This is a genomic window from Pseudomonas sp. Leaf59, assembly GCF_920984685.1.
Taxonomy (GTDB): domain Bacteria; phylum Pseudomonadota; class Gammaproteobacteria; order Pseudomonadales; family Pseudomonadaceae; genus Aquipseudomonas.
The window spans coordinates 34927-58372 of record NZ_CAKLBR010000009.1; the positions used below are offsets into that span (position 1 = coordinate 34927).

Here is a 23446-nt window from a genome sequence, read left to right on the forward strand (position 1 = left end):
TATACCTCACCGCTTGTTGAGCACCCGCGCCAACCGGTCCCCACCCAACTGAATCACCGCCACCAGCACCACCAGCAGCACAATCACCGTGAGCATGATCTGCGTGTCAAAGCGCTGATACCCATAGCGGTAGGCAATGTCGCCCAGGCCACCGGCGCCAATCGCCCCGGCCATGGCCGATGAGTTGATCATCGTCACCAGGGTAATCGTGAACCCGCCGACGATACCCGGCAGCGCCTCCGGCAACAGCACATGGCGGATGATGTGCCAGCGCCGGCAACCCATGGCCTGTGCGGCTTCGATCAGCCCGTGATCGACCTCACGCAGACTCACTTCAGCAATGCGTGCAAAGAACGGCGTGGCGGCGATGGTCAGCGGCACCACGGCCGCCCAGACGCCGTAGGTGGTGCCCACGATCAGGCGGGTGAAGGGGATCAGCGCCACCATCAGGATCAGAAAAGGAATCGAACGGAACAGATTGACGAACGCCCCCAGCACGCGGTTCAACGCCGGGGCCTGATAGATGCCGCCCTTGTCGCTGGTCACCAGGAACACCGCCAGCGGAATGCCCACCAGCAAGGCGATCAGCGACGACACGCCAACCATCAACAAGGTGTCGATGGCGCCCTGCACCAAACGATCAAACCACATAGCCCAGCACCTCCACCTGTTGCGCCCAGTTCGCGGCGCGGTTGCGCAGTTCTTCGGCGCTATGGGCCGAGCCATTCACCGCCAGTAGCAATTGCCCCAGGGCATGACCCTGGATCCGTTCCACGCCGCCCTGCAGCAAGCGCACGCGCCCGCCGAGGGCGCTGAACAGCGCGGCCAAGTCGGGTTCGTCGGTGGCGCTGCCGGTGAACTGCAAGCGCAGCACCACAGCCGCGTCAGCCGCTACCCGCGTCGGCTGCAAGCGACTTTGCAGCTCTGGCGCCAAGTCATGCTGCAACGGCGCCAGCAGGGTCTGGCTCACCGCATGTTGCGGGTTGCCAAACACTTGCCACACCGGGCCTTGCTCGACGATTTTGCCGTGTTCGAGCACCACTACGCGGTCGCAGATGTCGCGGATTACCGCCATTTCGTGGGTGATCAGCACGATGGTCAGGCCCAGGCGCCGGTTGATCTCACGCAGCAGGGCGAGGATCGACTGGGTGGTTTCCGGGTCGAGGGCCGAGGTGGCCTCGTCGCACAACAGAATCTCGGGGTCGTGCACCAGCGAACGGGCGATGCCCACGCGCTGCTTTTGCCCGCCGGAGAGTTGCGCCGGGTAGGCCTTGTGCTTGTCCTGCAAACCCACCAGTTCGAGTAGCTCGCGCACCTTTTGCTCGCGCTGCGGCCTGGGGATGCCCGCCACTTTGAGTGGCAATTCGACGTTCTGCCACACGGTCTTGGCCGACATCAGGTTGAAGTGCTGGAAGATCATGCCGATGCGCCTGCGCAGAGCCACCAGGCGGTCTTCGTCGAAGTCGCCGATGTCCACCTGATCGATCAGCACGCGCCCGCTGCTGGGCTGTTCCAGACGATTGATGGTGCGGATCAGCGAGGATTTACCGGCACCGCTGCGACCGATGATGCCGAACACTTCACCGCGCTGGATCGCCAGGTCGATGCCGTGCAGGGCCTGCACCGTGCCGTCGTAGGTCTTGCCCAGGTTGATGAATCGCACATGGGCGCGGTTCAGTTCAGGGTGCAACTGGGTCTGTTCGGCGTCCCTGAGCGGTGTGCCCAGGTCGCGAAGTCGGGCATTGGCGGCGCTCATTTTTTACCTTCCCAGCCTACCTGGTAGAGCGTGCCGAGGGATTTATCCAGAGCAGCGCGCACCACCGGCGAGTGTTGGTAAATGTCGACGAACTTGATCACGCGCGGGTCGGTTTTGCTCTTGGGCTGGATCACGAACTGGATCACGTATTCCGGATGGTCCAAGCCGTCGAACAGCAACGCCGACTCGGCATCGAAGGTCTTCGAGAGGCGGATATATGCCGGGTAGCCCTGCACCAGGTCGGCGTCGTCATAGGCGCGCACCAGTTGCACTGCTTCCACTTGCAGGATCTTCAGCTTTTTCGGATTGCTGACGATGTCTTCTTCGGTGGCCTTGTAGCCTACGCCCGGCTTGAGGGTGATCAGCCCGGCCTTGGCCAGCAGTTGCAGGCCACGTCCGCTGTTGATCGGGTCGTTGGCAATCGCCACGCTGGCGCCCTCGGGCAGGTCCGCAATGGCTTTGTATTTTTTCGAATACAGCCCGACGTTGTTGATGATGCCCGGCGCGTACGGCACCAGGTCAAAACCGGCGGCGGCCTTGGCGTTTTCCAGGAAGGGGATGTGCTGGAAGTAGTTCACGTCGATATCGCCGGCGGCCAGGCTGACGTTGGGCGCGATCCAGTCGGTGAATTCCACCAGCTCGACGTTCAGGCCCTGCTTGCCGGCTTCGGCGACGGCGGCTTCCAGAGGAATGGCGAAGGCGGCGGTGGTGCCGACTTTCAGTGGCGCATCGGCGGCGAACACCGACGAGCTGAACACACCGAGGGCAAGGGCCAGTGCTTTGACTGGGTGGGAGAGCAGTGTTTTTTTCATGGTCGATTTCCAGTCATAAGGTGCAGGTGCAAACAATGAAGATCCACTGTGGGAGGGGACTTGCTCCCGATGACGGTGGGTCAGTCACAGGATGGGTTCACTGACACTCCGCTATCGGGAGTAAGCCCCCTCCCACATTTCTAATTCAATGGCGGTAGGTGGAGCCGGTGTGTTGCGCTGGCAGCAGCGCGGTGCCGAACACTTTTTCGCGCAGCGTGCCGGTCTCGTATTCGGTCTTGTACGAACCGCGCTTTTGCAGTTCTGGTATCACCAGGTCGATAAAGTCCACGTAGCTCTCCGGCGTCACAATGCGCGTCAGGTTGAAACCATCCAGCCCGGTTTCGCCGATCCACGATTCCAGTTCATCGGCGACCTGTTCGGGCGAGCCCACCAGGGTGATATAGCGACCGCCCAAGGCGTGCTGCTCCAGTAACTTGCGCCGGGTCCAATCGTTGTTCTGCAGGTTTTTGGTGGCCGACTGGATGGCGTTGCTCTTCACGTACTGGATCGGTTCGTCCAATGCGTATGCGGCAAAATCAATCGCGGTGGACGCGGCGAAATGCGCCACGCCGGCCTCCGCGCTGGCGTAGCTCAGGTACTCGGCGTGCTTGGCCCAGGCCAGTTCCTCGGTGGCGCCGACGATCACATTGAGGCCCATGAACACCTTGATGTCGTGCGCATTGCGCCCGGCCTCCACGGCACTGGCGCGCACCTTGTCCACCTGCACTTTGGTTGCGGCCCTGGTCTGGCCGCTGATGAACACACACTCGGCGTGACGCCCGGCGAACAGCAGGCCACGGTCCGAACTGCCGGCCTGGAACAACACCGGCGTGCGCTGCGGCGACGGCTCGCACAGGTGATAGCCCTCCACCTGATAGAACTCGCCGTGGTGCTCGACCTTGTGCACCTTGCCCGGCTGCGCGTAGATCCGTTGCGCCGGATCGTTGAGCACGGCGTCGTCTTCCCAACTGCCTTCCCACAGTTTGTAGAGCACCTGCAGGTACTCGTCGGCCTGGTCGTAGCGCCGGTCATGCTCGACCTGCTCAGTCAGGCCCATGGCCTTGGCCGCGCTGTCGAGGTAGCCGGTCACGATGTTCCAGCCCACGCGGCCACGGCTCAGGTGATCCAGCGTCGACATGCGCCGGGCGAACAGGTACGGCGGCTCGTAGGTGAGGTTGGCGGTGAGGCCGAAGCCGAGGTTTCGGGTGACCGCCGCCATCGCGGACACCAGCAGCAACGGGTCGTTGACCGGCAACTGGATCGACTCCTTGAGCGGCACGTCGACGGAATTCTGGTAGACGTCGTACACGCCGACGATATCGGCGATGAACAAGCCGTCGAACAGACCGCGTTCCAGGGTTTTTGCCAGGTCGGTCCAGTATTCAATGGTTTTGTACTGGGTGGAGGTGTCCCGTGGGTGGGTCCACAGGCCGTGGTTGATATGCCCGATGCAGTTCATGTTGAAGGCATTGAGCAGGATCTTTTTCTTCGCCATCAGAGGGTCCCCCGCAGCGGCGGGTTTTCGTCGTTGAGGTAGTAATTGCCTACTGCGTGATACTTCCAGCGCACCGGGTCATGCAGGGTGTGCACCCGTGCGTTGCGCCAGTGACGGTCCAGTCCATGCTCGGCCAGGGTGGCCTGGCTGCCGGCGAGTTCGAACAGGGTGCTGCCGGCGGCCAGGGAAATCTCCGTGCTCAGGGCGCGCGCTTCGGCCACCGCAATCGAGGCGGCGGCAACCGTCTCGGCATTGCTGTCGGCCTGGGCGCGGTCGAGGAATTCGCCGGCCCGTTCAAGCAGTGCCTCGGCCGCGTGCAGGCGGATGCTCAGGTGGCCGAAGCTCTTCAAGGTCAGTGGGTCTTCGCTGGCTTTGTCGTTGCCGGCGTCGATCCACGGGCGGGTCCTGGTGCGCACAAAGTGCAGCGCATCTTCAAAGGCGGCGCGGGCGATGCCGGTGTCGATGGCGGCGTGAAGGATCTGCGCCAGCGGGCCGACGGTGGTCGGGCGTTCGAAGGCGCTCTGGAAAGGGATGACGTCACGGGCGGCGACCCAGACGTTATCGAACACCACCGAGCCGCTGCCGGTGGTGCGCTGGCCGAAGCCGCTCCAGTCATCGATCACGCTGAGACCCTGGCTGTCACGCGGCACAAAGGCCAATTGCTGCACGCCGTGTTCATCCACCACCGAGGTGGGGATGCGCTGGGCGTAAAGTGCGCCGGTTGAGTAAAACTTACGGCCGGTAATACGGAATCCGTCGCCGTCGCGGTTGAGCCGGGTGACGCGATCATGGGCGGTTTTGGTGCCCAGTTCGGCCAGCGCATTGCCGAAGCGCTGGCCGGCCAGCACCTCGGCGTACAGGCGTTGTTGCTGCTCGGGGTTGCCATTCACGCGCAGCACTTGCAGCGCATAGAAGTGGTTTTGCGGAATCTGGCCCAGGGAGGCATCGGCCTGGGCGATCAGTGCAATGACCTTGGCCAGGGTGACGTTGGACACGCCTGCGCCGCCGTATTCGCGGGGCACGCTGATGCCCCACAGGCCCGAGCGCGAAAAAGCATCCAGCTCGGGCAGCGGCAGGCGGCGTTCGCGGTCGCGCAGGGCGCTGTCGCGGCGAAAGTCTTCGGCCAGGTCGCTGGCGATAATCAGGGCGTGCTCGTCGCTGGTGATGACCGCGACGTGATGAGAAAGGGTCATGGTCAAATCCAGGAATGGCGAGCCGGCAGGGTGCCGTTCAAGCGGTAGGCGCCGACGGCGTGGTACTTCCAGCGCACCGGGTCGTGCAGGGTGTGCACCCGGGCGTTGCGCCAGTGGCGGTCGAGGTTGAATTCGGCCAGCGTCGCGCGGCTGCCGGCCAGTTCGAAGAGCTTTTCGCTGACCAGCAACGCCACTTCGGTGGTGAGCACCTTGGCCTCGGCCACCGCGATGGACGCGCGTGCCGCGGACTGCGCGGTGATCGGTGCCGCGCTGACGTCATCCAGCACCCGGCCAGCCTTGCGCAGCAGGGCTTCGGCGGCGTGCAGCTCGATCTTCAGCTTGCCGATATCGGCGATCACGTACAGGTCGTCACTGGCGCGTTCGACCTTGGCGTCGATCCACGGCCGCGAGCGTTCGCGCACGAAGGCGAGGGTGTCGTCGAGCGCCCCCCGGGCGATGCCTGCATCGATGGCGGCCTGGATCAGTTGCGAGACCGCGCCCTGGATATTCGGGCTTTCGCCGATGCGCCAGTTGTCGATGATCAGCTCGGCGTCGACTGCCACCTCGTCCAGCAGCACGGTGCCGCTGGCGGTGGTGCGCTGGCCAAAGCCGGACCAGTCATCGACGATGCGCAGCCCTTCGCTGCCACGGCGCACGAACGCCAGGACCTGTTTGCCGTCATCGTTGAGCGCCTTGATCGCGACCCAGTGCGCAAACAGCGCGCCGGTGGAGTAGAACTTCTGCCCGCTGAGCACGTAGCCGTCGCCCTTGGCGGTGATGCGTGCCTTGAGTTCAAGGGTGTTTTTGGTGCCGCGTTCCGGGCCGCCATTACCGATGCGCCAGCCGTCGAGGACGCTCTGGAACAGCTGCTTCTTCTGGCGTTCGGTGGCGGTGCCCTGCACCAGGTGCAGGATGCCGAAATGGTTCTGCGGGATCTGCCCGAGGGCCGGGTCCGCCGCGCTGATGATGGCGAACACCTCGGCCAGGGTCACGAAGGACACCTGGGGCCCTCCGTATTCGCGGGGAATGGAAATACTGCCCAGACCGCTGCGGGTGAACTGCTCGAGCTGCGCCCACGGTAACTTGCGCTGCTGGTCACGCTTGGCGGCGTGCAGCCGCGCCGCCTGAGCCAGCGTGTGGGCGGCGCTCAGCGCCTCTGCATCGTTGCGCAACACGGCGGCCGGCAACAGCAGGGGGGCTTCGTCCAGATCACTTTGGGGGGGTGTTGCAGCCACGTTAGGCATCAGCGCCGCTCCTTGGCTGCACGTAATGCCCTGGCGTTATGCACCGGGGTAATTTTGATCATACCGACCTCGCATTCAATGAAATAAAAAAAGAAAAATCAGGAATGTCCGGTGGTCCGGTGCATATACCCTAAGCGTGTTAAATATTTAAATAAACTAACTTTTGGGAATATGCATAGAAGGGCGATCACCCAGGTTTGCAGGGTTAGCCGAGCGGACGGGGTTGGTAGACCGGCGTGGTTGTCGCCGGACGGGTGGGTAGCAGCGCTGCAATGCGCACGGTGCGGGTGGGCGCCCAGCGCGAATTGTTGCCGACGCGGTCCAGCACGCAGTAGGTCACGTCCAGCCGGCAGTCATCGCCGCCTTCGACAATCACGCTCGACGGCACCCACACCTGCACGGCCAGGCCGACGCCGCTGGCGGTGATTTTTGGCAGGTCCATGCGCACGTCACCCCAGCGCAGGGTGATCGCATCGCCGCTGCTCATGTTCGGGTAGGGCTCGATGGTCAAGGGAATGCCACGTTGCACCTGGCGGCTGTTGACACCCTGGCGACGGATCGTCTCGGGCAGGCCAACCGGGGCAAGGTTCTGGTTTTCGTCGCTGTACAGGTTGGGCGGCTGTCCGCCCGGGCAGTCGGTTTTGACGCGTACCTGGGTGGTGGCCGAGCGTGCCGGGCCGTGGCCGATCTGCATGACCTGGTAATGCACGCGCGCGGGGCCATCGAGCACGAAACTTTGCGGGATGCGCAGGTGGGTCGGCTGGCCGATGCGGCACGCGGTTATCCGTCGTGAGGCAGCGAAGCAGTTGTTCCAGAACAGTTCGATCAGGTCACCTTCCTCCATGCCGGGGTAGGGGGCGATATCGACCTGCAAGTGGGCGGCGGCGTGGGCATTGATGCCGTTTCCAAGGGCCTGGGGCAGGGTTGGGGCGGTCAACATGGCCGGGGTTGCAGTGCGCGTCATAAGTCATCTCCTTGATGCAGCCAGCAGCGCTCGTTCCGAGCCATTGGCGCGGGTGCGCAAGCGGTCCGAAAGGAACGATTCAGTAAATAGCCGGGATAGGATCCAATCCTCTGGACGTTAGATAAGAGGGTTGGCCAGGGTCAGTCAATGGCGGCAAAAGGCTAAACGGTGTGGCGGTGCAGATTCAGAAGGGTCTGACCGGGAGGGGGATTTTTGCGTGGGCGCGGCGGGGTGTTTTACCGAGAGGAATGTCGACGCGCTGTAGGGTGGGAGGCTGCGTCAATGTGGCGAGCGGGCTTGCCCCGCGTTGGGGTGCGAAGCGCCCCCATCAAGGAACATGCGGTGTACCTGACACTGCGCAGAGGATGGTTTTGGGGCTGCTGCGCAGCCCAACGCGGGGCAAGCCCGCTCGCCACAGCAAGCCTGCTTGCCACAACAAGCCCGCTCGCCAGAGGGATGGGATTGATTGAGCCTGTCAGTGGGCGAGGAATTTGCTCAGGAACTGGCGGGTGCGTTCTTCCCTTGGGTTGGCAAACAGCGCCTTGGCTTCGCCCTGTTCGACGATGACGCCCTTGTCGAAAAAGATCACCCGGTTGGCCACATCGCGGGCAAAGCTCATTTCGTGGGTGACGATGACCAGGGTGCGGTTTTCTTCGGCGAGGCTGCGAATGGTCGCCAACACTTCACCCACCAGTTCGGGGTCGAGGGCCGAGGTAGGTTCGTCGAACAGAATCACCTCCGGTTCCATGGCCAGCGCCCGTGCAATCGCCACACGCTGTTGCTGACCACCGGACAGGCGCCGTGGGTAGGCGTCTTCCTTGCCCGCCAGGCCGACTTTGGCCAGCAGCTTGCGACCCAGCTCGGTGGCGGCTTCGCGTGGCATCTTCTTGACCACGATGGGGCCTTCGATGACGTTTTCCAGTGCCGTGCGGTGGGGGAACAGGTTGAAGTTCTGGAACACGAAGCCCACGTGCTGGCGCAGACGTCGCACCAGGCCCTGTTGCTGGTTGAGCGGTTTGCTGCCGTCGATCTCGACGTCGCCCACCTTGATACGGCCGCTGGTGGGTTCTTCGAGGAAATTCAGGCAGCGCAGGAAGGTGGTCTTGCCCGAACCGCTGGGGCCGATGATCGCGACGACTTCGCCGGCCTTGACCTCAAGGTCGATGCCGTTGAGCACCACCTGACCGTTGAATTGTTTGGTCAGCTTTTCAACCACGATCATGCTTCAAGACTCCAGGTCATGCCGGTTGACCCGGTCTTCCAGGCGATTCTGAAAATGCGCCAGGATGCTGGCCAGTATCCAGTAGATCAGCGCAGCGGACAGGTACATGGTGAAGATTTCGAAGGTGCGCGCCGACACCAACTGCGCCTGGCGAAACAGCTCGGGCACCTGGATGGTGGCGGCCAGCGCGGTGTCCTTGACCAGCGAAATAAAGCTGTTGCCCAACGGCGGCAAGGCGGTCCGCATCGCCTGCGGCAGAATGGCCCGGCGCAGGGTCTGCGCGCGGGTCATGCCGATGCTGGCAGCGGCTTCCCACTGGCCCCGCTCAATGGACGCAATGGCGGCCCGCAGGATTTCACAGGCGTAGGCGGCCATGTTCAGCGAAAAGCCGATCATGGCCGCCGGGATCGGATCCAGCTCGATGCCCACTTGCGGCAAGCCGTAGTAGATCAGAAACAGCTGCACCAGCAAGGGCGTGCCGCGAAAGAACGACACGTAGACGCGGGCGGTCCAACTCAGCAGCTTGAAGCGCGACAGGCGCATCAAGGCCAGGCCGAAGCCCAGCAGCAAACCGAAGAACATCCCGCCCAGGCTGAGAATGACCGTGTAGTACGCGCCCTTGAGCAGAAAGGGCGCGGAGTCCAGCGCGAGTTGGAAGCCTGCTTCCATTATTGAGTGACGTCAGCGTTGAAGTACTTCTCGGACAGCTTTTTCAAGGTGCCGTCGGCGCGCAGCTTGTCGAGGGCAGTGTTCACGGCGTCGAGCAGTTCAGGCTCGCCTTTGCGCAGGGCAATGCCCGACTCCTGGCGCGAGAACGCATTACCGGCAGCGGCGGTGTCCGGGGCTTTCTTGGCGTATTCCAGCGCAGCCAGACGGTCGATCAGGATTGCGTCGATGCGGCCGATGCGCAGGTCCTGGAACTTGGTCGGGTCATCGTTGTAAGTCTTGATGATGGCTTTGGGTTGGTTGTCCTTGAGCCACTGTTCGTAGTTGGTGCCCAGGCCCACACCGACTTTCTTGCCGGCCAGGTCGTCGGCGGTCTTGATCTCGCCGGCGTTCTTCTTCAGCACCAGCGCCTGGATACCGGAAATGGTGTAGGGCTTGGAGAAATCGTATTTTTTCCTGCGCTCTTCGGAGATGGTCACCTGGTTGACCACGGCGTCCAGGCGTTTGGATTCCAGGGCGGCGAGGATGCCATCCCAGGGTGTGGCCTGCAGCTTGACCTTCACGCCCAGCTCTTTGGCCAGGGCTTCGGACAGTTCCACCTCGAAACCGGTGAGCTTGCCGCTTTCATCGACAAAACTGAACGGCGGGTAGGTGCCTTCCAGGCCGATCTTGATCTCGCCCGCCTTCTTGATGTTGCTCAATTGCTCACCGGCAACGGCCTGGCCAAGCAGACCGGCGCCCAGCGCCAGGCCCAAGGTGCCAACCAGTAATGTGCGACGCAATGCAGAAATAGTCATGAAGAGCCCCTGTGTTTTTATGGTGAGCGAAGCAGGTGACGCAGTGGTCGTATCCTGCCTTAAAGCGCGCGACTATAAGGCCGGCTTTTAAGACTTGAAAATAATATAAATTCAGCCTGATATTCTATTTTTGAATATAGAAAGTTTCAAGGTGGGAGGGGGCTTGCTCCTGATCGTGAGGTGTCAGCCAGCTCATCTGTGACTGATACACCGCCATCGGGAGCAAGTCCCCTCTCACATGGGTCCGTACGGACTCAGTTAAATACGGAGTCATAGGCAAACAGCGCCGGTGCCCCGCCGGTATGCAGGAAGATAATCGGTCCGTCCTCAAACCGCTGGCGCCCGATGCCGTCCAGCAAGCCAGCCATGGCCTTGCCGGTGTACACCGGGTCCAGCAACAGACCTTCCTGGCTGGCCAAAAGTTTGATCGCCGACAAAGTGCCCGCATTCGGCTCGCCGTAGCGCGGGCCGAAATATTCGTCCCACAGGATCACCTTGAACGCGTCCGGCAGGGCCACGCCCAGCAACTCGGCGGTGCGTTCGGCCAGGCCCTGCACTTTCGGGCGTTGGGCCTCGTCGGTGCGCGACACGGTCACACCCACCACTGGCAGATGGGGCAAGGCTTCGCTCAAGGCCAACGCCAGGCCGCTGTGGGTGCCGGCGCTGCCGGAGGCCAGCACCACGGCAGCGAAGTCGATGCCGCTGGCGTCGATCTGCGCGGCCAGTTCCAGGCCGGCCCGGACATAGCCCAGCGCACCCAGCGCATTGGAGCCGCCGATGGGCACCAGGTACGGCTTCTTGCCATTGCTGCGCAGGCGGTCGGCGAGGGCATTGAGTTGGTCGTCGACGTTATCGAGGTTTTCCACCCGCTCCACTTTGGCGTCGAACAACTCGAGCAGCAGGCGGTTGCCGTTGCCGAGGTAGTTGGGGTCTTCGGTGCCGATGGGGTTTTCCAGCAGCGCGACGCAGCCCAGGCCGAGCCTGGCGGCCAGCGCAGCGGTCTGGCGCACGTGGTTGGACTGGATGGCGCCGGCGGTCACGAGGGTGTCGGCGCCCTGGGCGATGGCATCGGCGGCGAGGTATTCAAGCTTGCGCAGTTTGTTGCCGCCCATGGCCAGCGGCGTGGTGTCGTCGCGCTTGACGTAGACGTCGCGACCCAGCCATGTCGACAGCCGTTCGAGTTTTTCCAGGGCGGTGGCGCCGCCCAGCAGGTCCAGGCGGTTAAAGCGGTCGAGCTGTTGCTTGATCATGGTTGCGCACGGTTGCTGAGGAATGGGCCGACTATAGGCAGGCCCTTTTGCGCAGGCAACCGCCAATCGCTTATAGCCGATAGTGCTTGGCATCACACCATTGGTTCTTAAGGGCGGCCGGGGTGCATACCGTAAAGTGGCGGCCATTACGTCAGGAGTAAAGACCGTGAGTGAGCGTTCCAGTCATTGGCAATTACAGACCATCGTCAGCCAGCTGCGCAGCGCCCGCGATCAGTGGCGCACGCGCAATGGCCGTTTGAGCGGCGAGCATGGCGGGCGTGAACTGCCGTCGCGCGAGGCGGTGGCGCAGATCCTCGAAGCCTTGTGTGGTGCGCTGTTTCCGATGCGCCTGGGGCCGGTGGACCTGCGTGAGGAAAGTGAAGATTTCTACGTCGGCCACACTCTGGATGTCGCGCTGAACGCCTTGCTTGCCCAGGCGCGCCTGGAGCTTCGTTATGCCGCGCGCCAGGGCGGGCAGGACGACAGCCAGATCGATGCCCATGCCATCCGCCTGATCCAGGGTTTCGCCCTGGCCTTGCCATCCCTGCGCAGCCTCTTGGATACCGATGTGCTGGCCGCCTACCACGGCGACCCGGCCGCGCGCAGCGTCGACGAAGTGCTGCTGTGCTACCCCGGCATTCTGGCGGTGATTCACCATCGCCTGGCCCATCACCTGTACCGCGCGGGCTTGCCGTTGCTGGCACGGATCAGCGCAGAAATCGCCCACTCGGCGACCGGCATCGACATCCACCCCGGCGCGCAGATCGGCCCGAGCTTCTTTATCGATCACGGCACGGGTGTGGTGATTGGTGAAACCGCGATCATCGGTGAGCGCGTGCGTATCTACCAGGCGGTGACGCTGGGCGCCAAGCGCTTTCCGGCGGACGAAGACGGACAGTTGCAGAAGGGGCATCCACGGCATCCGATCGTGGAAGACGATGTGGTGATCTATGCCGGGGCGACCATTCTGGGGCGCATCACCATCGGCAAGGGCTCGACCATTGGCGGCAATGTGTGGCTGACGCGCAGCGTGCCGGCGGGGGTGAACATCACTCAGGCCAATCTGCAGCATGAGGATGGCGCGCAAAAATAGCCCCAGCGCCGAACACCTTTCAATTGTGGGAGCCGGCAAGCCAGCTCCCACAGTTTGATCCGTGTCTCACACATGAGCTGTTTATCGCTGAACGTTTTGTGATCCTTATCCGTCATACAAGACCTTGGCTTGACGTAGGAATTGTCTACCACTCGGCCCTGCGATTAGTCCCCGAACGCCTATTCATGTTTAAATTGAACGCTCGTTCAAGTTAAACCGGTGGTTCGCTGCCCGCTCACAACAGGAGGCTTACCTTTGCTGAGTCCGTTATTTACAGCCACATACCCAACCCTCGGGGTGCATCGTTCATGAGTGCATCGTCCACCCCTTCCAGCGGCCTGGTGCGCATGAATGCGCCCGTTTTCTACTTTGCCGCAACCTTCATTCTGCTGTTTGGCATCACCGTTATCGCGATCCCGCAACAAGCCGGTGCCTGGCTGCTGGCTGCGCAAAACTGGGCGGCCAATACGGTCGGCTGGTACTACATGCTGGCGATGACCCTGTATCTGGTCTTCGTGGTGGTCACCGCGCTATCGGGCTACGGCAAGATAAAGCTCGGTGCCGACCACGACGAGCCCGAATTCAGTTACCTGTCCTGGGCCGGCATGCTGTTCGCCGCCGGCATCAGCATCACGCTGTTCTTCTTTTGCGTGTCCGAGCCGCTGACGCACCTGGTGCAACCGCCCCAGGGCGCGCCGCTGAACGCCGATGCAGCGCGCCAGGCCATGCAGATTCTGTTTCTGCACTGGGGCCTGCATGGTTGGGGCGTGTTCGCCTTTGTCGGCATGGCCCTGGCGTACTTCGCCTACCGGCATAACCTGCCGCTGGCGTTGCGTTCGGCGCTGTACCCGCTGATCGGCAAGCGCATCAACGGCCCCATCGGCTACGCGGTGGACGGCTTCGGCATCATCGCCACGGTGTTCGGCCTGGGAGCCGACATGGGCTTTGGTGTGCTGCACCTCAACTCCGGGCTGGACTACCTGTTCGGCATTGCCCATACGCAGTGGATTCAGGTCGGCCTGATCACCCTGATGATGGGCGCGGCGATTCTTGTGGCCGTGGCCGGCGTCGACAAGGGTGTGCGGGTGATGTCCGACATCAACATGCTGCTGGCCTGTGCGCTGCTGCTGTTCGTGTTGTTCGCCGGTCCCACCCAGCATTTGCTCAACACCCTGATCCAGAACATCGGCGACTACCTCGGCGCCTTGCCGACCAAGAGTTTCGATGTGTACGCCTACGACAAGCCCAGCGACTGGCTGGGCGGTTGGACGGTGTTCTACTGGGCCTGGTGGATCGCGTGGTCGCCGTTCGTGGGCCTGTTCATCGCACGGATTTCCCGTGGCCGTACCATCCGCGAATTCGTGTTCGGTGTGCTGCTGATCCCGCTGGGCTTTACCTTGGCGTGGATGTCGATTTTCGGCAACAGTGCCATCGATCAGGTGCTCAACCACGGCATGACCGCGCTCGGTCAGTCGGCCATCGATGACCCGTCGATGAGCCTGTACCTGCTGCTGGAAACCTATCCGTGGAGCAAGACGGTGATCGCCGTCACGGTGTTTATCAGCTTCGTGTTCTTCGTCACCTCCGCCGACTCCGGCACCGTGGTGCTGTCGACGCTGTCGTCCAAGGGCGGCAACGCCGATGAAGACGGGCCGAAATGGCTGCGGGTGTTCTGGGGCGCGATGACCGCGCTGGTCACCAGTGCCTTGTTGTTTGCCGGCAGCATCGATTCGCTGAAATCGGCGGTGGTACTCACCTCGTTGCCGTTCTCGATGATTCTGCTGTTGATGATGTGGGGGCTGCACAAGGCGTTCCATCTGGAATCACAAAAGCAGATCGCGCAATTGCATTCGCTGGCGCCGGTGTCGGCTTCACGCAAGGGCAAAGGCGGCTGGCGCCAGCGCTTGAGCCAGGCGGTGCACTTCCCGTCGCGGGACGAGGTATACCGCTTCCTCGAGTCGACGGTGCGCCCGGCGATTGAAGAAGTGACGGCGGTGTTTGTCGAGAAGGGCCTTTCGGTGGTCACCCAGCCGGACCCGGCCAACGACAGCGTCAGCCTCGAGATCGGCCATGGCGAGGAACACCCGTTCATCTACCAGGTGCAGATGCGCGGTTACTTCACGCCATCGTTCGCCCGTGGCGGCATGGGCTCCAAACAGATCAACAACCGTCGCTACTATCGCGCGGAAGTGCACTTGAGCGAGGGCAGCCAGGACTACGATCTGGTGGGCTACACCAAGGAGCAGATCATCAACGACATCCTCGATCAGTACGAGCGGCATTTGCAGTTCCTGCATCTGGTGCGCTGAGCCCTGTGATCGTTCCCACGCTCGGCGTGGGAACGATCATCGGCGCGTCCACTCTGGGAGTAAATTGCTGTAAAAGGGAAACCACACCCAACAGCCCAGAGAGGATTCGATGACGTACATTGCTGCCGAAAACCGCTATGAATCTATCCCGTATCGCCGCACAGGCCGCAGTGGCCTGGTGCTGCCCGCCCTGTCCCTGGGGCTGTGGCACAACTTTGGCGACAGCACCCCGATCGACACTCAGCGCGCCCTGCTGCGCACCGCGTTCGACCTGGGGATCAACCACTTCGACCTGGCCAACAACTATGGACCGCCCTATGGCAGTGCCGAGATCAACTTCGGCCGTCTGCTGCGCGAAGACTTCAAGCACTACCGCGACGAACTGATCATCTCCAGCAAGGCCGGTTGGGACATGTGGCCCGGCCCATACGGCCAGGGCGGCGGCTCGCGCAAATACGTGCTGGCCAGCCTTGATCAGAGCCTGCAGCGCATGGGGCTCGACTACGTGGATATTTTCTACTCGCACCGTTTCGATGCCGACACGCCGCTGGAAGAAACCGCCAGCGCCCTGGCCACTGCCGTGCAGCAGGGCAAGGCGTTGTATATCGGTATTTCGTCGTACTCCGGGGTGAAAACCCGTGAAATGGCAGCGCTGCTCAAAGAATGGAAAGTGCCATTGCTGATTCACCAGCCGGCCTACAACCTGCTCAATCGCTGGGTGGAGAAAGACCTGCTCGACGCCACCGAAGAACTCGGCGTCGGCGTGATCGCGTTCACACCACTGGCCCAGGGTCTGCTCACCGACAAGTACCTCAACGGCGTGCCGGCCGACGCACGTGTCAACCGCCCGGGCGGTGGTTCGCTGCAGGCGGGGCACCTGTCCGAAGCCAACCTCGCCCACGTGCGCGCCCTCAACGAAATCGCCCAGCGACGCGGCCAAAGCCTGGCCCAACTGGCATTGGCCTGGACGTTGCGTGACCCACGGGTGACCAGTGCACTGATCGGTGCAAGCCGGCCGGAGCAGATCATTGAGAACGTTGGGGCGTTGAAAAATCTGAGCTTCAGCGCAGAGGAACTGGCGCAGATTGATCGATTTGCGCAGGAAGGCGGGATCAACCTGTGGGAAAAGCCCTCCAGCGCTGAATAAGTAGCGAGTGCGCTTATTGTGGCAAGCGGCCTTACTGTGGCGAGCGGGCTTGCCCCGCGTTGGGGCGCGAAGCGCCCCCAATCAAGCAAAACGCGGTGTACCTGATACGGCTCAGCGTCTGGTTTTGGGGCTGCTGCGCAGCCCAACGCAGGACAAGCCTGCTCGCCACAGGGAATCTGCGCTTAACTGAACGGCATTAGGGCAAGCCCGCTCGCCACAGGGATGTGGTTGCCTGAAATGGCGCGTGCATTCAGCGTGCCTGCCCATGCCACGGCACCCATTTACGCTGCAGGGCGCGCAGGCCCATTTCCATGGCGAAGGCGATCAGCGCGATGACCAGAATCCCCAGCACCACCACGTCGGTGACCAGGAACTGCGCCGCCGACTGCACCATGAAACCCAGGCCACTGGTGGCCGCGATCAGCTCGGCCGCAACCAACGTCGACCAGCCAACCCCCAGGCCGATGCGCACGCCGGTGAGGATGTCGGGCAGGGCGCTCGGCAGGATCACATGGCGAATCAGCTGGGCACGCGTCGCCCCCAACGACTGCGCGGCCCGCAGCTTGGCCGGGTCAACGGTGCGCACGCCGGTCGCCGTGGCGATGGCGATCGGCGCAAAGATCGCTAGGTAAATCAGCAGCACTTTGGACAGCTCGCCGATGCCGCACCAGATCACGATCAATGGCAGGTAGGCCAGCGGCGGGATTGGACGGTAAAACTCGATCAGCGGGTCGAGGATGCCACGCGCAATGCGGTTCGAACCGATGGCAATCCCCACCGGAACGGCGGTCAGCACGGCAAAGCCCAGGCCCAGGCCGATACGACTGAGGCTCGCGCTTAGGTGCTGCCACAAGGTGGAATCCATATAGCCCGTGGTCGCCAGCAGCCAGCCTTTTTGCAGCACGGCGGAGGGTGGCGGCAGGAACAGCGGTTCGATCATGCCGGTGGCGGTCACGGCCCACCAGATCGCCAGCAAGGCGACCAGCGTGAGCAGGCTGATCCAGCGCGTGCTCAAGCTGCGGCGCACCGGGATAACCGCGTGTGCCACCGGCTTGGCGGCGCTGGCGGGAAGTTCATAGCTGCTCATGCGCTCACCTGCCGTTGCGAAAAGACTTTGCCCAGCACGTGTTCGCGGGTTTCGATAAAGCGCGGGTCGGACTTGATCGCCCGCGCCGACTCACCGGCGGCGTAGCGTTGGCCGAAGTCCAGGTGCAGGCGTTCGACGATCTGGCCGGGGTTGGGCGCCAGCAGGATCAAGTCAGTGGCGAGAAATACCGCTTCTTCGATGTCGTGGGTAATCAGGAAGACCGGCTTGGCCGTGCGCCGCCAGACTTGCAGCAGCAGCTCCTGCATCTGTTCGCGGGTAAAGGCATCGAGGGCACCGAAGGGTTCGTCCATCAGTAACACGCGTGGGTCGGCGGCCAGGGCGCGGGCCAGGCCGACGCGTTGCTTCTGGCCGCCTGAAAGCTGCCAGATACGCCGGCTGTCGAACCCCGCCAGGTCGACCAGCGCGAGCATTTCCCGGGCGCGGATTTCACGTTGCGCCCTGGGCACACCAGCCAGCTCCAGGCCGAAGCCGACGTTGGCCAACACGTCCTGCCAAGGCAGCAGGGCGTCGTCCTGGAACACCACGCCACGCTCGGCACTCGGGCCTTGGACCGGCACGCCATCGAGGCTGATGCGCCCGGCAGACGGTTCGACAAAGCCGGCAATCAGGTTCAACAGCGAAGTTTTGCCACTGCCGGACGGGCCGAGGGCCACCAGCAATTGCTGGGGCCCAAGCTCGAGTGAAATATCCGCCAGCACCGGTTCCGCAGCACCCGGGTACTGTGCGCTGATGCGCTCCAGCTTGAGCAAGGTCATCGCACTTAACTCCTTATTGAGTGATGAACCTGGCGCTGACATAAGGCGCGTAGTCCGGCAGCACGGCGTCGACCTTGCCCTGTTCCTTGAGGAACGCAGCGGTGTCGGTCACGGCCTTGGTGGTCGGTGCGCCCAGCAAGGTTAACTGGTCGGCGGCCAGCGGGTAGACGTTGCCTTGCAGCAGCAGCGGGATGTCACTGGCTTTGGCGCCGGAGAGCTTTACCAGTTTGTCGACGTTGCCTTTGTCGGCTAGCCAGGCTTGTGGGTCTTTGCGGTACGCGGCGTAGGCATCCAGGGTGACCTTGGCGAAAGCCGTGACGATTTCCGGGTGCTTCTCGGCAAAATCCTTACGCACGATCCACGCATCGAAGGTCGGCGCGCCGAACTTGGCCAGCTCGCCGGAGGTAATCAGCACCTTGCCGTTTTCCTTGGCCACGCCCAGGGCCGGGTCCCACACGTAGGTGGCGTCGATATCGCCACGCTTCCAGGCCGCGATAATGGCCGGCGGTGCGAGGTTGAGGATGGTGACTTTCGACGGGTCGATGTTCCAGTGCTTCAACGCGGCCAGCAGGCTGTAGTGGCCGGTGGACACGAACGGCACGGCGACTTTCTTGCCGATCAGGTCCTGCGGGCGGTTGATCCCCGCACCGTTGCGCGCTACCAGGGCTTCGGCACCGCCGATCTGGGTGGCGACGAGGAAGGTTTCCACCGGAACCTTGCGCGTGATCGCAGCGGTCAGTGGGCTGGAACCGAGGTAGCCGATCTGCACGTCGCCGGAAGCGAGGGCGGCGATGATATCGGCGCCATTGTCGAATTTGCGCCAGTCGATTTTGGCGTTGGTGGCTTTTTCATAAGCGCCGTCGGCCTGGGCGACTTTGGCCGGGTCGACGGTGGTCTGGTAAGCGATGGTCACATCCGCCGCCTGGGCAAACAGGCTGGCACCGGCCAGGGACAATGCGGCCAGGAGGCGCAGAGGGGTCAGCAGTTTCAAGGGGGAAGCTCCTCAATCAGGCGGCCGGAGGTCGGCGTGTGAGGAGACTAAATGATCTAATAATCCGAAAATAAATAACGTTTTCGAATTAGCTTATTAGAAGAGAAGCGAACGCCAATCTTCAGTCTGGTGCAGGCAAATGTGGGAGGGGCTTGCCCCCGATGGCGGTGGATCAGTCAGCTTATCTGTAGCTGACCCACAGCTATCGGGGGCAAGCCCCCTCCCACAGTGGACAGAGTAGGTCCTTAATTACTGATGGCGAGGATGCTCGCCTGGTACGACCCGACAAACACATCGAAGTCGCCCACTTCGGTTTGCTCCAGCTCCGCCTGTTGCGCCAGCGACTTGCGCGCCAGTTCTTCAAAGCGCGCCTGTTCGTCAGCTGCCAGCGGCTCCTTGCGGAAATACTCGGCATGCAACTGGCTCTGGTGCAGGGAGAACTGCGCAAAGCTCTCTTTGCGCTCGGCCATCGCTGCCAGTACCTGGGCCGACGGGGTCAGCGACGGGTCCTGGATTTTCGCCAACTGGGCATCCAGTGCCTGGCTGTGTTCGCTGATGCCGTGGCTCTCGTCGAGCAGGGCGGCCAGCGGCGCGATCTGTTCCAGCAGCTCGGTGGCCCATTGCTTCATGTCCACCGCCGCGCCATCGCGCTGCAGCTCCAGGCCCGGACGACGACCCTCCTTGACCACGCTGAGGAAGTTGGAGGTGGCGTTGCCGCATTCGTTGTTGGCGAACAGCGGGCTGTCGTTGAGTGCGCAATACAGCAGGAACGCGTCGAGAAAGCGCGATTCCGGCAGGTCGATGCCCATTGGCAGGAACGGGTTGATGTCCAGGCAGCGTACTTCGATGTACTGGATGCCACGGGCCACCAGCGCCTGGATCGGCCGCTCGCCGGTGTAGGTCACGCGCTTGGGGCGGATGTTGGAGTAGTACTCGTTTTCGATCTGCAGGATGTTGGTGTTGAGCTGCACCCACTCACCGTCCTTGTGCGTGCCGACTTCGACGTACGGCGCGTAGGGCGTTGCCACCGCTTCGCGCAGGCTGTCGGTGTAGCTGCTCAAGTCGTTGTAGCACGGCGTGAGGCCGGCCTGGGCGTTGCTCTGGTAACCCAGGTCGCTCATGCGCAGGCTGGTGGCATAGGGCAGGTACAGCGTGTCGGCGTCCAGCACTTCGAGCTGGTGCGAGCGCCCGCGTAGAAACCCGGCGTCCAGGGCCGGCGAGGCACCGAACAGGTACATCAGCAGCCAGCTGTAACGGCGGAAGTTGCGGATCAGCGCGATGTAGGCCGTGGACTGATAGTCACGCTCGGTGCCGACAAAACCCTCGGTGTCCTTGAGCAGCGGCCACAGCTGTTCCGGCAGGGAAAAGTTGTAGTGGATACCGGCGATGCACTGCATGGTCTTGCCGTAACGCAGGGCCAGGCCCTTGCGGTACACGTACTTGAGCTGTCCGATGTTGGAGGTGCCGTAGTAGGCAATCGGAATATCTTCCTCGGCCGGCAACGGGCACGGCATCGATGGGCTCCACAGGTATTCACTGCCGAGCTTGGTGTAGGCAAAGCGGTGGATCCTGTCCAGGCTGCTCAAGGTATCGGCCGGGTTGGGCAGCGCCGGGGTGATGAACTCCAGCAGCGATTCCGAGTAGTCGGTGGTGATCAATTCGTTGGTCAGTGCAGCGCCCAGGGCTTCGGGGTGCGGCGTTTGCGCCAGGCGACCCTCACCGGTGACGCGCAGGCATTCCCGCTCGATGCCGTGCAAGCATTGCTCCAGCAGGGAGAGGTGTTCGCGCTTGCCGAGCAGGGCCAGGCGGCGGTTGAGAAGTTCGCTCAAGTTGGATTCCTTCACGCGTCAGTCGCCCCAATATGGGGGTGGGCAGGACGGTCTACAAGGGTGAAGTGGAAACTGGCGTTATCGCCTGGTTTTGAGTCGAGAAGACTCGCATTGAAAAAGCCTCCTTCACTCCATGAATTGGGCTACAGCGCATCAAGAAAATTCCGACGCTGTGATTGCAGCGCCGAAATTAACTCAAATCGAGGGTGGGGAGCTATAGGGCAGCGAAGGTGCCCTGCGCTTTTACGACATGTTTTGCATGCAGTTACCTACAAGACGTTGATTTGACCCTCAGCGCTTTTTCAACTGCTTGGCGTTGGCGAACAGCGACGCCATGGCGTTGTTGGCTGGCGCTGCCGTCGCGGTTTCCTTGCGCGGTTGGCTGTTTTCCGAGCGGTTCTGCGACTGACGCGGTGCCGAACCCGGGCGTGCGCCACGGGCACCGTCGACTTTCTCGCCGGGGGTATCGCTCATGCGCATCGACAGGCCCACGCGTTTGCGCGGGATATCGACTTCCATGACCTTGACCTTGACCACGTCACCGGCCTTGACCGCTTCGCGCGGGTCCTTGATGAATTTTTCCGACAGCGCGGAGATATGCACCAGGCCGTCCTGATGTACACCAATGTCGACGAACGCGCCGAAGTTGGTCACGTTGGTCACCACGCCTTCGAGGATCATGCCCGGTTGCAGGTCCTTGAGGTCCTCGACGCCGTCCTGGAACTCGGCGGTCTTGAACTCGGGACGCGGGTCTCGTCCGGGTTTTTCCAGCTCTTGCAGGATGTCGGTGATGGTCGGCACGCCGAAGGTTTCGTCGGTGTATTTCTTCGGGTCCAGGCGCTTGAGGAACGCGGCGTCGCCAATCAGCGAGCGAATATCGCGATCGGTTTCGGCGGCGATGCGTTGCACCAGTGGGTAGGCTTCCGGGTGGACGGCGGACGAATCCAGCGGGTTGTCGCCATTCATCACGCGCAGGAAACCGGCGGCCTGTTCGAAGGTTTTTTCACCCAGGCGTGCGACTTTTTTCAGCGCGGCGCGGGTCTTGAACGCGCCGTTTTCGTCGCGGTGAGTCACGATATTTTGTGCCAGGGTGGTGTTCAGGCCGGAGATACGCGCCAACAGCGCGACCGAGGCAGTGTTCACATCCACGCCGACCTTGTTCACACAGTCTTCCACCACCGCATCCAGGCCACGCGCCAGTTTCAGCTGCGACACGTCGTGCTGGTACTGGCCGACACCGATGGATTTGGGGTCGATCTTCACCAGTTCGGCCAGCGGATCCTGCAGGCGACGGGCGATGGACACTGCGCCTCGGATCGACACGTCGAGGTCCGGGAATTCCCTGGACGCCAGTTCCGACGCCGAGTACACCGAAGCGCCGGCCTCGGAGACCATGACCTTGGTCATCTTCATCGCTGGGTATTTTTTGATCAGTTCGGCGGCCAGCTTGTCGGTCTCACGGCTGGCGGTACCGTTGCCGATGGCGATCAGGTCCACCGAGTGCTTGGCGCACAGGGCGGCCAGGATTGCGAGGGTCTGGTCCCACTTGTTATGCGGAACGTGGGGGTACACGGTGGCGTGGTCCAGCAGCTTGCCGGTGGCGTCGACGACCGCGACCTTGCAACCGGTGCGCAGGCCGGGGTCCAGGCCCAGGGTGGCGCGCGGGCCGGCGGGGGCGGCCAGCAGCAGGTCGTGCAGGTTGTGGGCGAACACGTTGATCGCTTCGGTTTCGGCGCCGTCACGCAGTTCGCCCAGCAGGTCGGTTTCCAGGTGGGTGTAGAGCTTGACCTTCCAGGTCCAGCGCACGACTTCACCGAGCCACTTGTCCGCAGGACGGTTCTGATTCTGGATGCCGAATTGTTGCCCGATCATGCCTTCGCACGGGTGCATGGTGCCCGGCAGTTCGTCGCCGACTTTGAGCGCCGAGCTGAGAATGCCTTCGTTGCGCCCGCGGAAAATCGCCAGCGCACGGTGGGACGGCATGCTCTTGAGCGGTTCGTCGTGCTCGAAGTAATCGCGGAACTTGGCGCCTTCTTCCTCTTTGCCGGCGATGACGCGCGCGCTGAGCACGGCTTCCTGCTTGAGGTAATTGCGCAGTTTTTCCAGCAGGTTGGCGTTTTCGGCGAAGCGCTCCATGAGGATGTATTTGGCGCCTTCGAGGGCGGCCTTGACGTCGGCGACGCCCTTGTCGGCATCGATGAAGCGTGCGGCTTCGGTTTCCGGGCTTAGCGACGGGTCGTTGAACAGACCATCGGCCAGCTCGCCAAGGCCGGCTTCCAGGGCGATCTGGCCCTTGGTGCGGCGCTTTTGCTTGTAGGGCAGGTAGAGGTCTTCGAGGCGGGTCTTGGTGTCGGCGAGCTTGATGTCGCGTTCGAGTTGCGGGGTGAGCTTGCCCTGTTCCTCGATGCTGGCGAGGATGCTGATGCGCCGTTCGTCGAGTTCTCGCAGGTAGCGCAGGCGTTCTTCCAGGTGCCGAAGCTGGATATCGTCGAGGCTGCCGGTCACTTCCTTACGGTAGCGGGCGATGAAAGGCACCGTGGAGCCTTCATCCAGTAGAGCGACGGCCGCTTCGACCTGTTGGGGGCGTACGCCGAGTTCTTCGGCGATGCGGCTGTTGATGCTGTCCATAAAACCACCTGAAATTCTGAAAAGCAGCTCGCGGGCCCGCAGAACAAGGCCCGGAAAGACTGGTTGAGCGGCCCGACCGGCACCGCTGCCTGGGTCAAGAGGCAGCCAATTGACCCTCGAAATCGAAAAAGTCGCGTCAAGCGGGTAAAAAAAGCCGGCAGTAAACGGAAACGATCTGACGTTGCCC

19 protein-coding genes are annotated in these 23446 nt (G+C 62.5%); 3 read left to right on the top strand and 16 right to left on the bottom strand.

Features of this window, described 5'->3' with window-relative positions; translation table 11 throughout:
* Window positions 1–6: 6 nt before the first annotated feature.
* The 11 genes from LUB09_RS11945 to LUB09_RS11995 form a co-directional block, all read right to left on the bottom strand.
* Window positions 7–651 (bottom strand): methionine ABC transporter permease, encoded by a 645-nt coding sequence (locus LUB09_RS11945; protein ID WP_209987223.1) that lies wholly within the window; start codon window positions 649–651, stop codon window positions 7–9.
* Window positions 641–1756: a methionine ABC transporter ATP-binding protein gene (locus tag LUB09_RS11950; RefSeq protein ID WP_209987226.1), complete on the bottom strand. Its 1116-nt coding sequence runs from the start codon at window positions 1754–1756 to the stop codon at window positions 641–643. Before LUB09_RS11950 ends, LUB09_RS11945 begins: the two co-directional genes overlap by 11 nt.
* A complete protein-coding gene (locus tag LUB09_RS11955) occupies window positions 1753–2568 on the bottom strand; it encodes a MetQ/NlpA family ABC transporter substrate-binding protein (RefSeq protein ID WP_231422660.1) in 816 nt (271 codons plus the stop codon). Before LUB09_RS11955 ends, LUB09_RS11950 begins: the two co-directional genes overlap by 4 nt.
* 145 nt (window positions 2569–2713) lie before the next feature.
* Window positions 2714–4063 (bottom strand): LLM class flavin-dependent oxidoreductase, encoded by a 1350-nt coding sequence (locus LUB09_RS11960; protein WP_231422661.1) that lies wholly within the window; start codon window positions 4061–4063, stop codon window positions 2714–2716.
* Window positions 4063–5256, bottom strand: coding sequence for an SfnB family sulfur acquisition oxidoreductase (locus LUB09_RS11965; protein ID WP_231422662.1), 1194 nt, complete (start codon window positions 5254–5256; stop codon window positions 4063–4065). Before LUB09_RS11965 ends, LUB09_RS11960 begins: the two co-directional genes overlap by 1 nt.
* 2 nt (window positions 5257–5258) lie before the next feature.
* Window positions 5259–6500: an SfnB family sulfur acquisition oxidoreductase gene (locus LUB09_RS11970; RefSeq protein WP_231422663.1), complete on the bottom strand. Its 1242-nt coding sequence runs from the start codon at window positions 6498–6500 to the stop codon at window positions 5259–5261.
* Between the two features lie 205 nt (window positions 6501–6705).
* Entirely contained in the window at window positions 6706–7464 is a 759-nt protein-coding gene (locus tag LUB09_RS11975; protein WP_209987241.1) for a hypothetical protein, read from the bottom strand.
* Window positions 7465–7939: 475 nt separating this feature from the next.
* Window positions 7940–8686, bottom strand: coding sequence for an L-cystine ABC transporter ATP-binding protein TcyN (tcyN, locus tag LUB09_RS11980; protein ID WP_209987243.1), 747 nt, complete (start codon window positions 8684–8686; stop codon window positions 7940–7942).
* 3 nt (window positions 8687–8689) lie between these two features.
* Complete coding sequence (gene tcyL / locus LUB09_RS11985) at window positions 8690–9355, bottom strand: cystine ABC transporter permease (protein WP_003236050.1); 666 nt, start codon at window positions 9353–9355, stop codon at window positions 8690–8692.
* Entirely contained in the window at window positions 9355–10149 is a 795-nt protein-coding gene (tcyJ, locus tag LUB09_RS11990; protein ID WP_209987246.1) for a cystine ABC transporter substrate-binding protein, read from the bottom strand. Before tcyJ ends, tcyL begins: the two co-directional genes overlap by 1 nt.
* A 254-nt stretch (window positions 10150–10403) precedes the next feature.
* A complete protein-coding gene (locus LUB09_RS11995) occupies window positions 10404–11399 on the bottom strand; it encodes a D-cysteine desulfhydrase (RefSeq protein WP_231422664.1) in 996 nt (331 codons plus the stop codon).
* 166 nt (window positions 11400–11565) lie between these two features.
* Between LUB09_RS11995 and epsC the strand changes: the two genes are divergently transcribed.
* The 3 genes from epsC to mgrA all read left to right on the top strand — a co-directional run bounded on the left by epsC (window position 11566) and on the right by mgrA (window position 15948).
* Window positions 11566–12492, top strand: coding sequence for a serine O-acetyltransferase EpsC (gene epsC / locus LUB09_RS12000; RefSeq protein ID WP_057009859.1), 927 nt, complete (start codon window positions 11566–11568; stop codon window positions 12490–12492).
* Between the two features lie 347 nt (window positions 12493–12839).
* The gene (betT, locus tag LUB09_RS12005; RefSeq protein ID WP_209990611.1) at window positions 12840–14801 is read left to right on the top strand and encodes a choline transporter BetT; all 1962 of its coding nucleotides are present in this window, start codon (window positions 12840–12842) and stop codon (window positions 14799–14801) included.
* Window positions 14802–14910: 109 nt separating this feature from the next.
* Window positions 14911–15948 carry an L-glyceraldehyde 3-phosphate reductase gene (gene mgrA / locus LUB09_RS12010; protein ID WP_231422665.1) on the top strand — a complete coding sequence of 346 codons (1038 nt, stop codon included), beginning with the start codon at window positions 14911–14913 and terminating at the stop codon, window positions 15946–15948.
* A 250-nt stretch (window positions 15949–16198) separates the two neighbouring features.
* Here the strand turns inward: mgrA and tauC are convergent, their stop codons facing one another.
* The 5 genes from tauC to LUB09_RS12035 form a co-directional block, all read right to left on the bottom strand.
* Window positions 16199–17035 (bottom strand): taurine ABC transporter permease TauC, encoded by an 837-nt coding sequence (tauC, locus tag LUB09_RS12015; RefSeq protein WP_231422666.1) that lies wholly within the window; start codon window positions 17033–17035, stop codon window positions 16199–16201.
* Complete coding sequence (tauB, locus tag LUB09_RS12020) at window positions 17032–17811, bottom strand: taurine ABC transporter ATP-binding subunit (RefSeq protein ID WP_231422667.1); 780 nt, start codon at window positions 17809–17811, stop codon at window positions 17032–17034. Before tauB ends, tauC begins: the two co-directional genes overlap by 4 nt.
* Window positions 17812–17824: 13 nt before the next feature.
* Window positions 17825–18802, bottom strand: a complete 978-nt coding sequence (gene tauA / locus LUB09_RS12025; RefSeq protein WP_231422668.1) for a taurine ABC transporter substrate-binding protein — start codon at window positions 18800–18802, stop codon at window positions 17825–17827.
* A gap of 245 nt (window positions 18803–19047) precedes the next feature.
* Window positions 19048–20631 carry a glutamate--cysteine ligase gene (gene gshA, locus LUB09_RS12030; protein ID WP_231422669.1) on the bottom strand — a complete coding sequence of 528 codons (1584 nt, stop codon included), beginning with the start codon at window positions 20629–20631 and terminating at the stop codon, window positions 19048–19050.
* 291 nt (window positions 20632–20922) lie between these two features.
* The gene (locus LUB09_RS12035; protein ID WP_209987276.1) at window positions 20923–23259 is read right to left on the bottom strand and encodes a Tex family protein; all 2337 of its coding nucleotides are present in this window, start codon (window positions 23257–23259) and stop codon (window positions 20923–20925) included.
* Window positions 23260–23446: the final 187 nt, after the last annotated feature.

Coding starts and splice junctions, on each gene's coding strand:
- LUB09_RS11945 (WP_209987223.1), bottom strand. CDS start 651: ATGTGGTTTGATCGTTTGGTGCAGGGCGCCATCGACACCTTGTTGATG.
- LUB09_RS11950 (WP_209987226.1), bottom strand. CDS start 1,756: ATGAGCGCCGCCAATGCCCGACTTCGCGACCTGGGCACACCGCTCAGG.
- LUB09_RS11955 (WP_231422660.1), bottom strand. CDS start 2,568: ATGAAAAAAACACTGCTCTCCCACCCAGTCAAAGCACTGGCCCTTGCC.
- LUB09_RS11960 (WP_231422661.1), bottom strand. CDS start 4,063: ATGGCGAAGAAAAAGATCCTGCTCAATGCCTTCAACATGAACTGCATC.
- LUB09_RS11965 (WP_231422662.1), bottom strand. CDS start 5,256: ATGACCCTTTCTCATCACGTCGCGGTCATCACCAGCGACGAGCACGCC.
- LUB09_RS11970 (WP_231422663.1), bottom strand. CDS start 6,500: ATGCCTAACGTGGCTGCAACACCCCCCCAAAGTGATCTGGACGAAGCC.
- LUB09_RS11975 (WP_209987241.1), bottom strand. CDS start 7,464: ATGACGCGCACTGCAACCCCGGCCATGTTGACCGCCCCAACCCTGCCC.
- tcyN (WP_209987243.1), bottom strand. CDS start 8,686: ATGATCGTGGTTGAAAAGCTGACCAAACAATTCAACGGTCAGGTGGTG.
- tcyL (WP_003236050.1), bottom strand. CDS start 9,355: ATGGAAGCAGGCTTCCAACTCGCGCTGGACTCCGCGCCCTTTCTGCTC.
- tcyJ (WP_209987246.1), bottom strand. CDS start 10,149: ATGACTATTTCTGCATTGCGTCGCACATTACTGGTTGGCACCTTGGGC.
- LUB09_RS11995 (WP_231422664.1), bottom strand. CDS start 11,399: ATGATCAAGCAACAGCTCGACCGCTTTAACCGCCTGGACCTGCTGGGC.
- betT (WP_209990611.1), top strand. CDS start 12,840: ATGAATGCGCCCGTTTTCTACTTTGCCGCAACCTTCATTCTGCTGTTT.
- mgrA (WP_231422665.1), top strand. CDS start 14,911: ATGACGTACATTGCTGCCGAAAACCGCTATGAATCTATCCCGTATCGC.
- tauC (WP_231422666.1), bottom strand. CDS start 17,035: ATGAGCAGCTATGAACTTCCCGCCAGCGCCGCCAAGCCGGTGGCACAC.
- tauB (WP_231422667.1), bottom strand. CDS start 17,811: ATGACCTTGCTCAAGCTGGAGCGCATCAGCGCACAGTACCCGGGTGCT.
- LUB09_RS12035 (WP_209987276.1), bottom strand. CDS start 23,259: ATGGACAGCATCAACAGCCGCATCGCCGAAGAACTCGGCGTACGCCCC.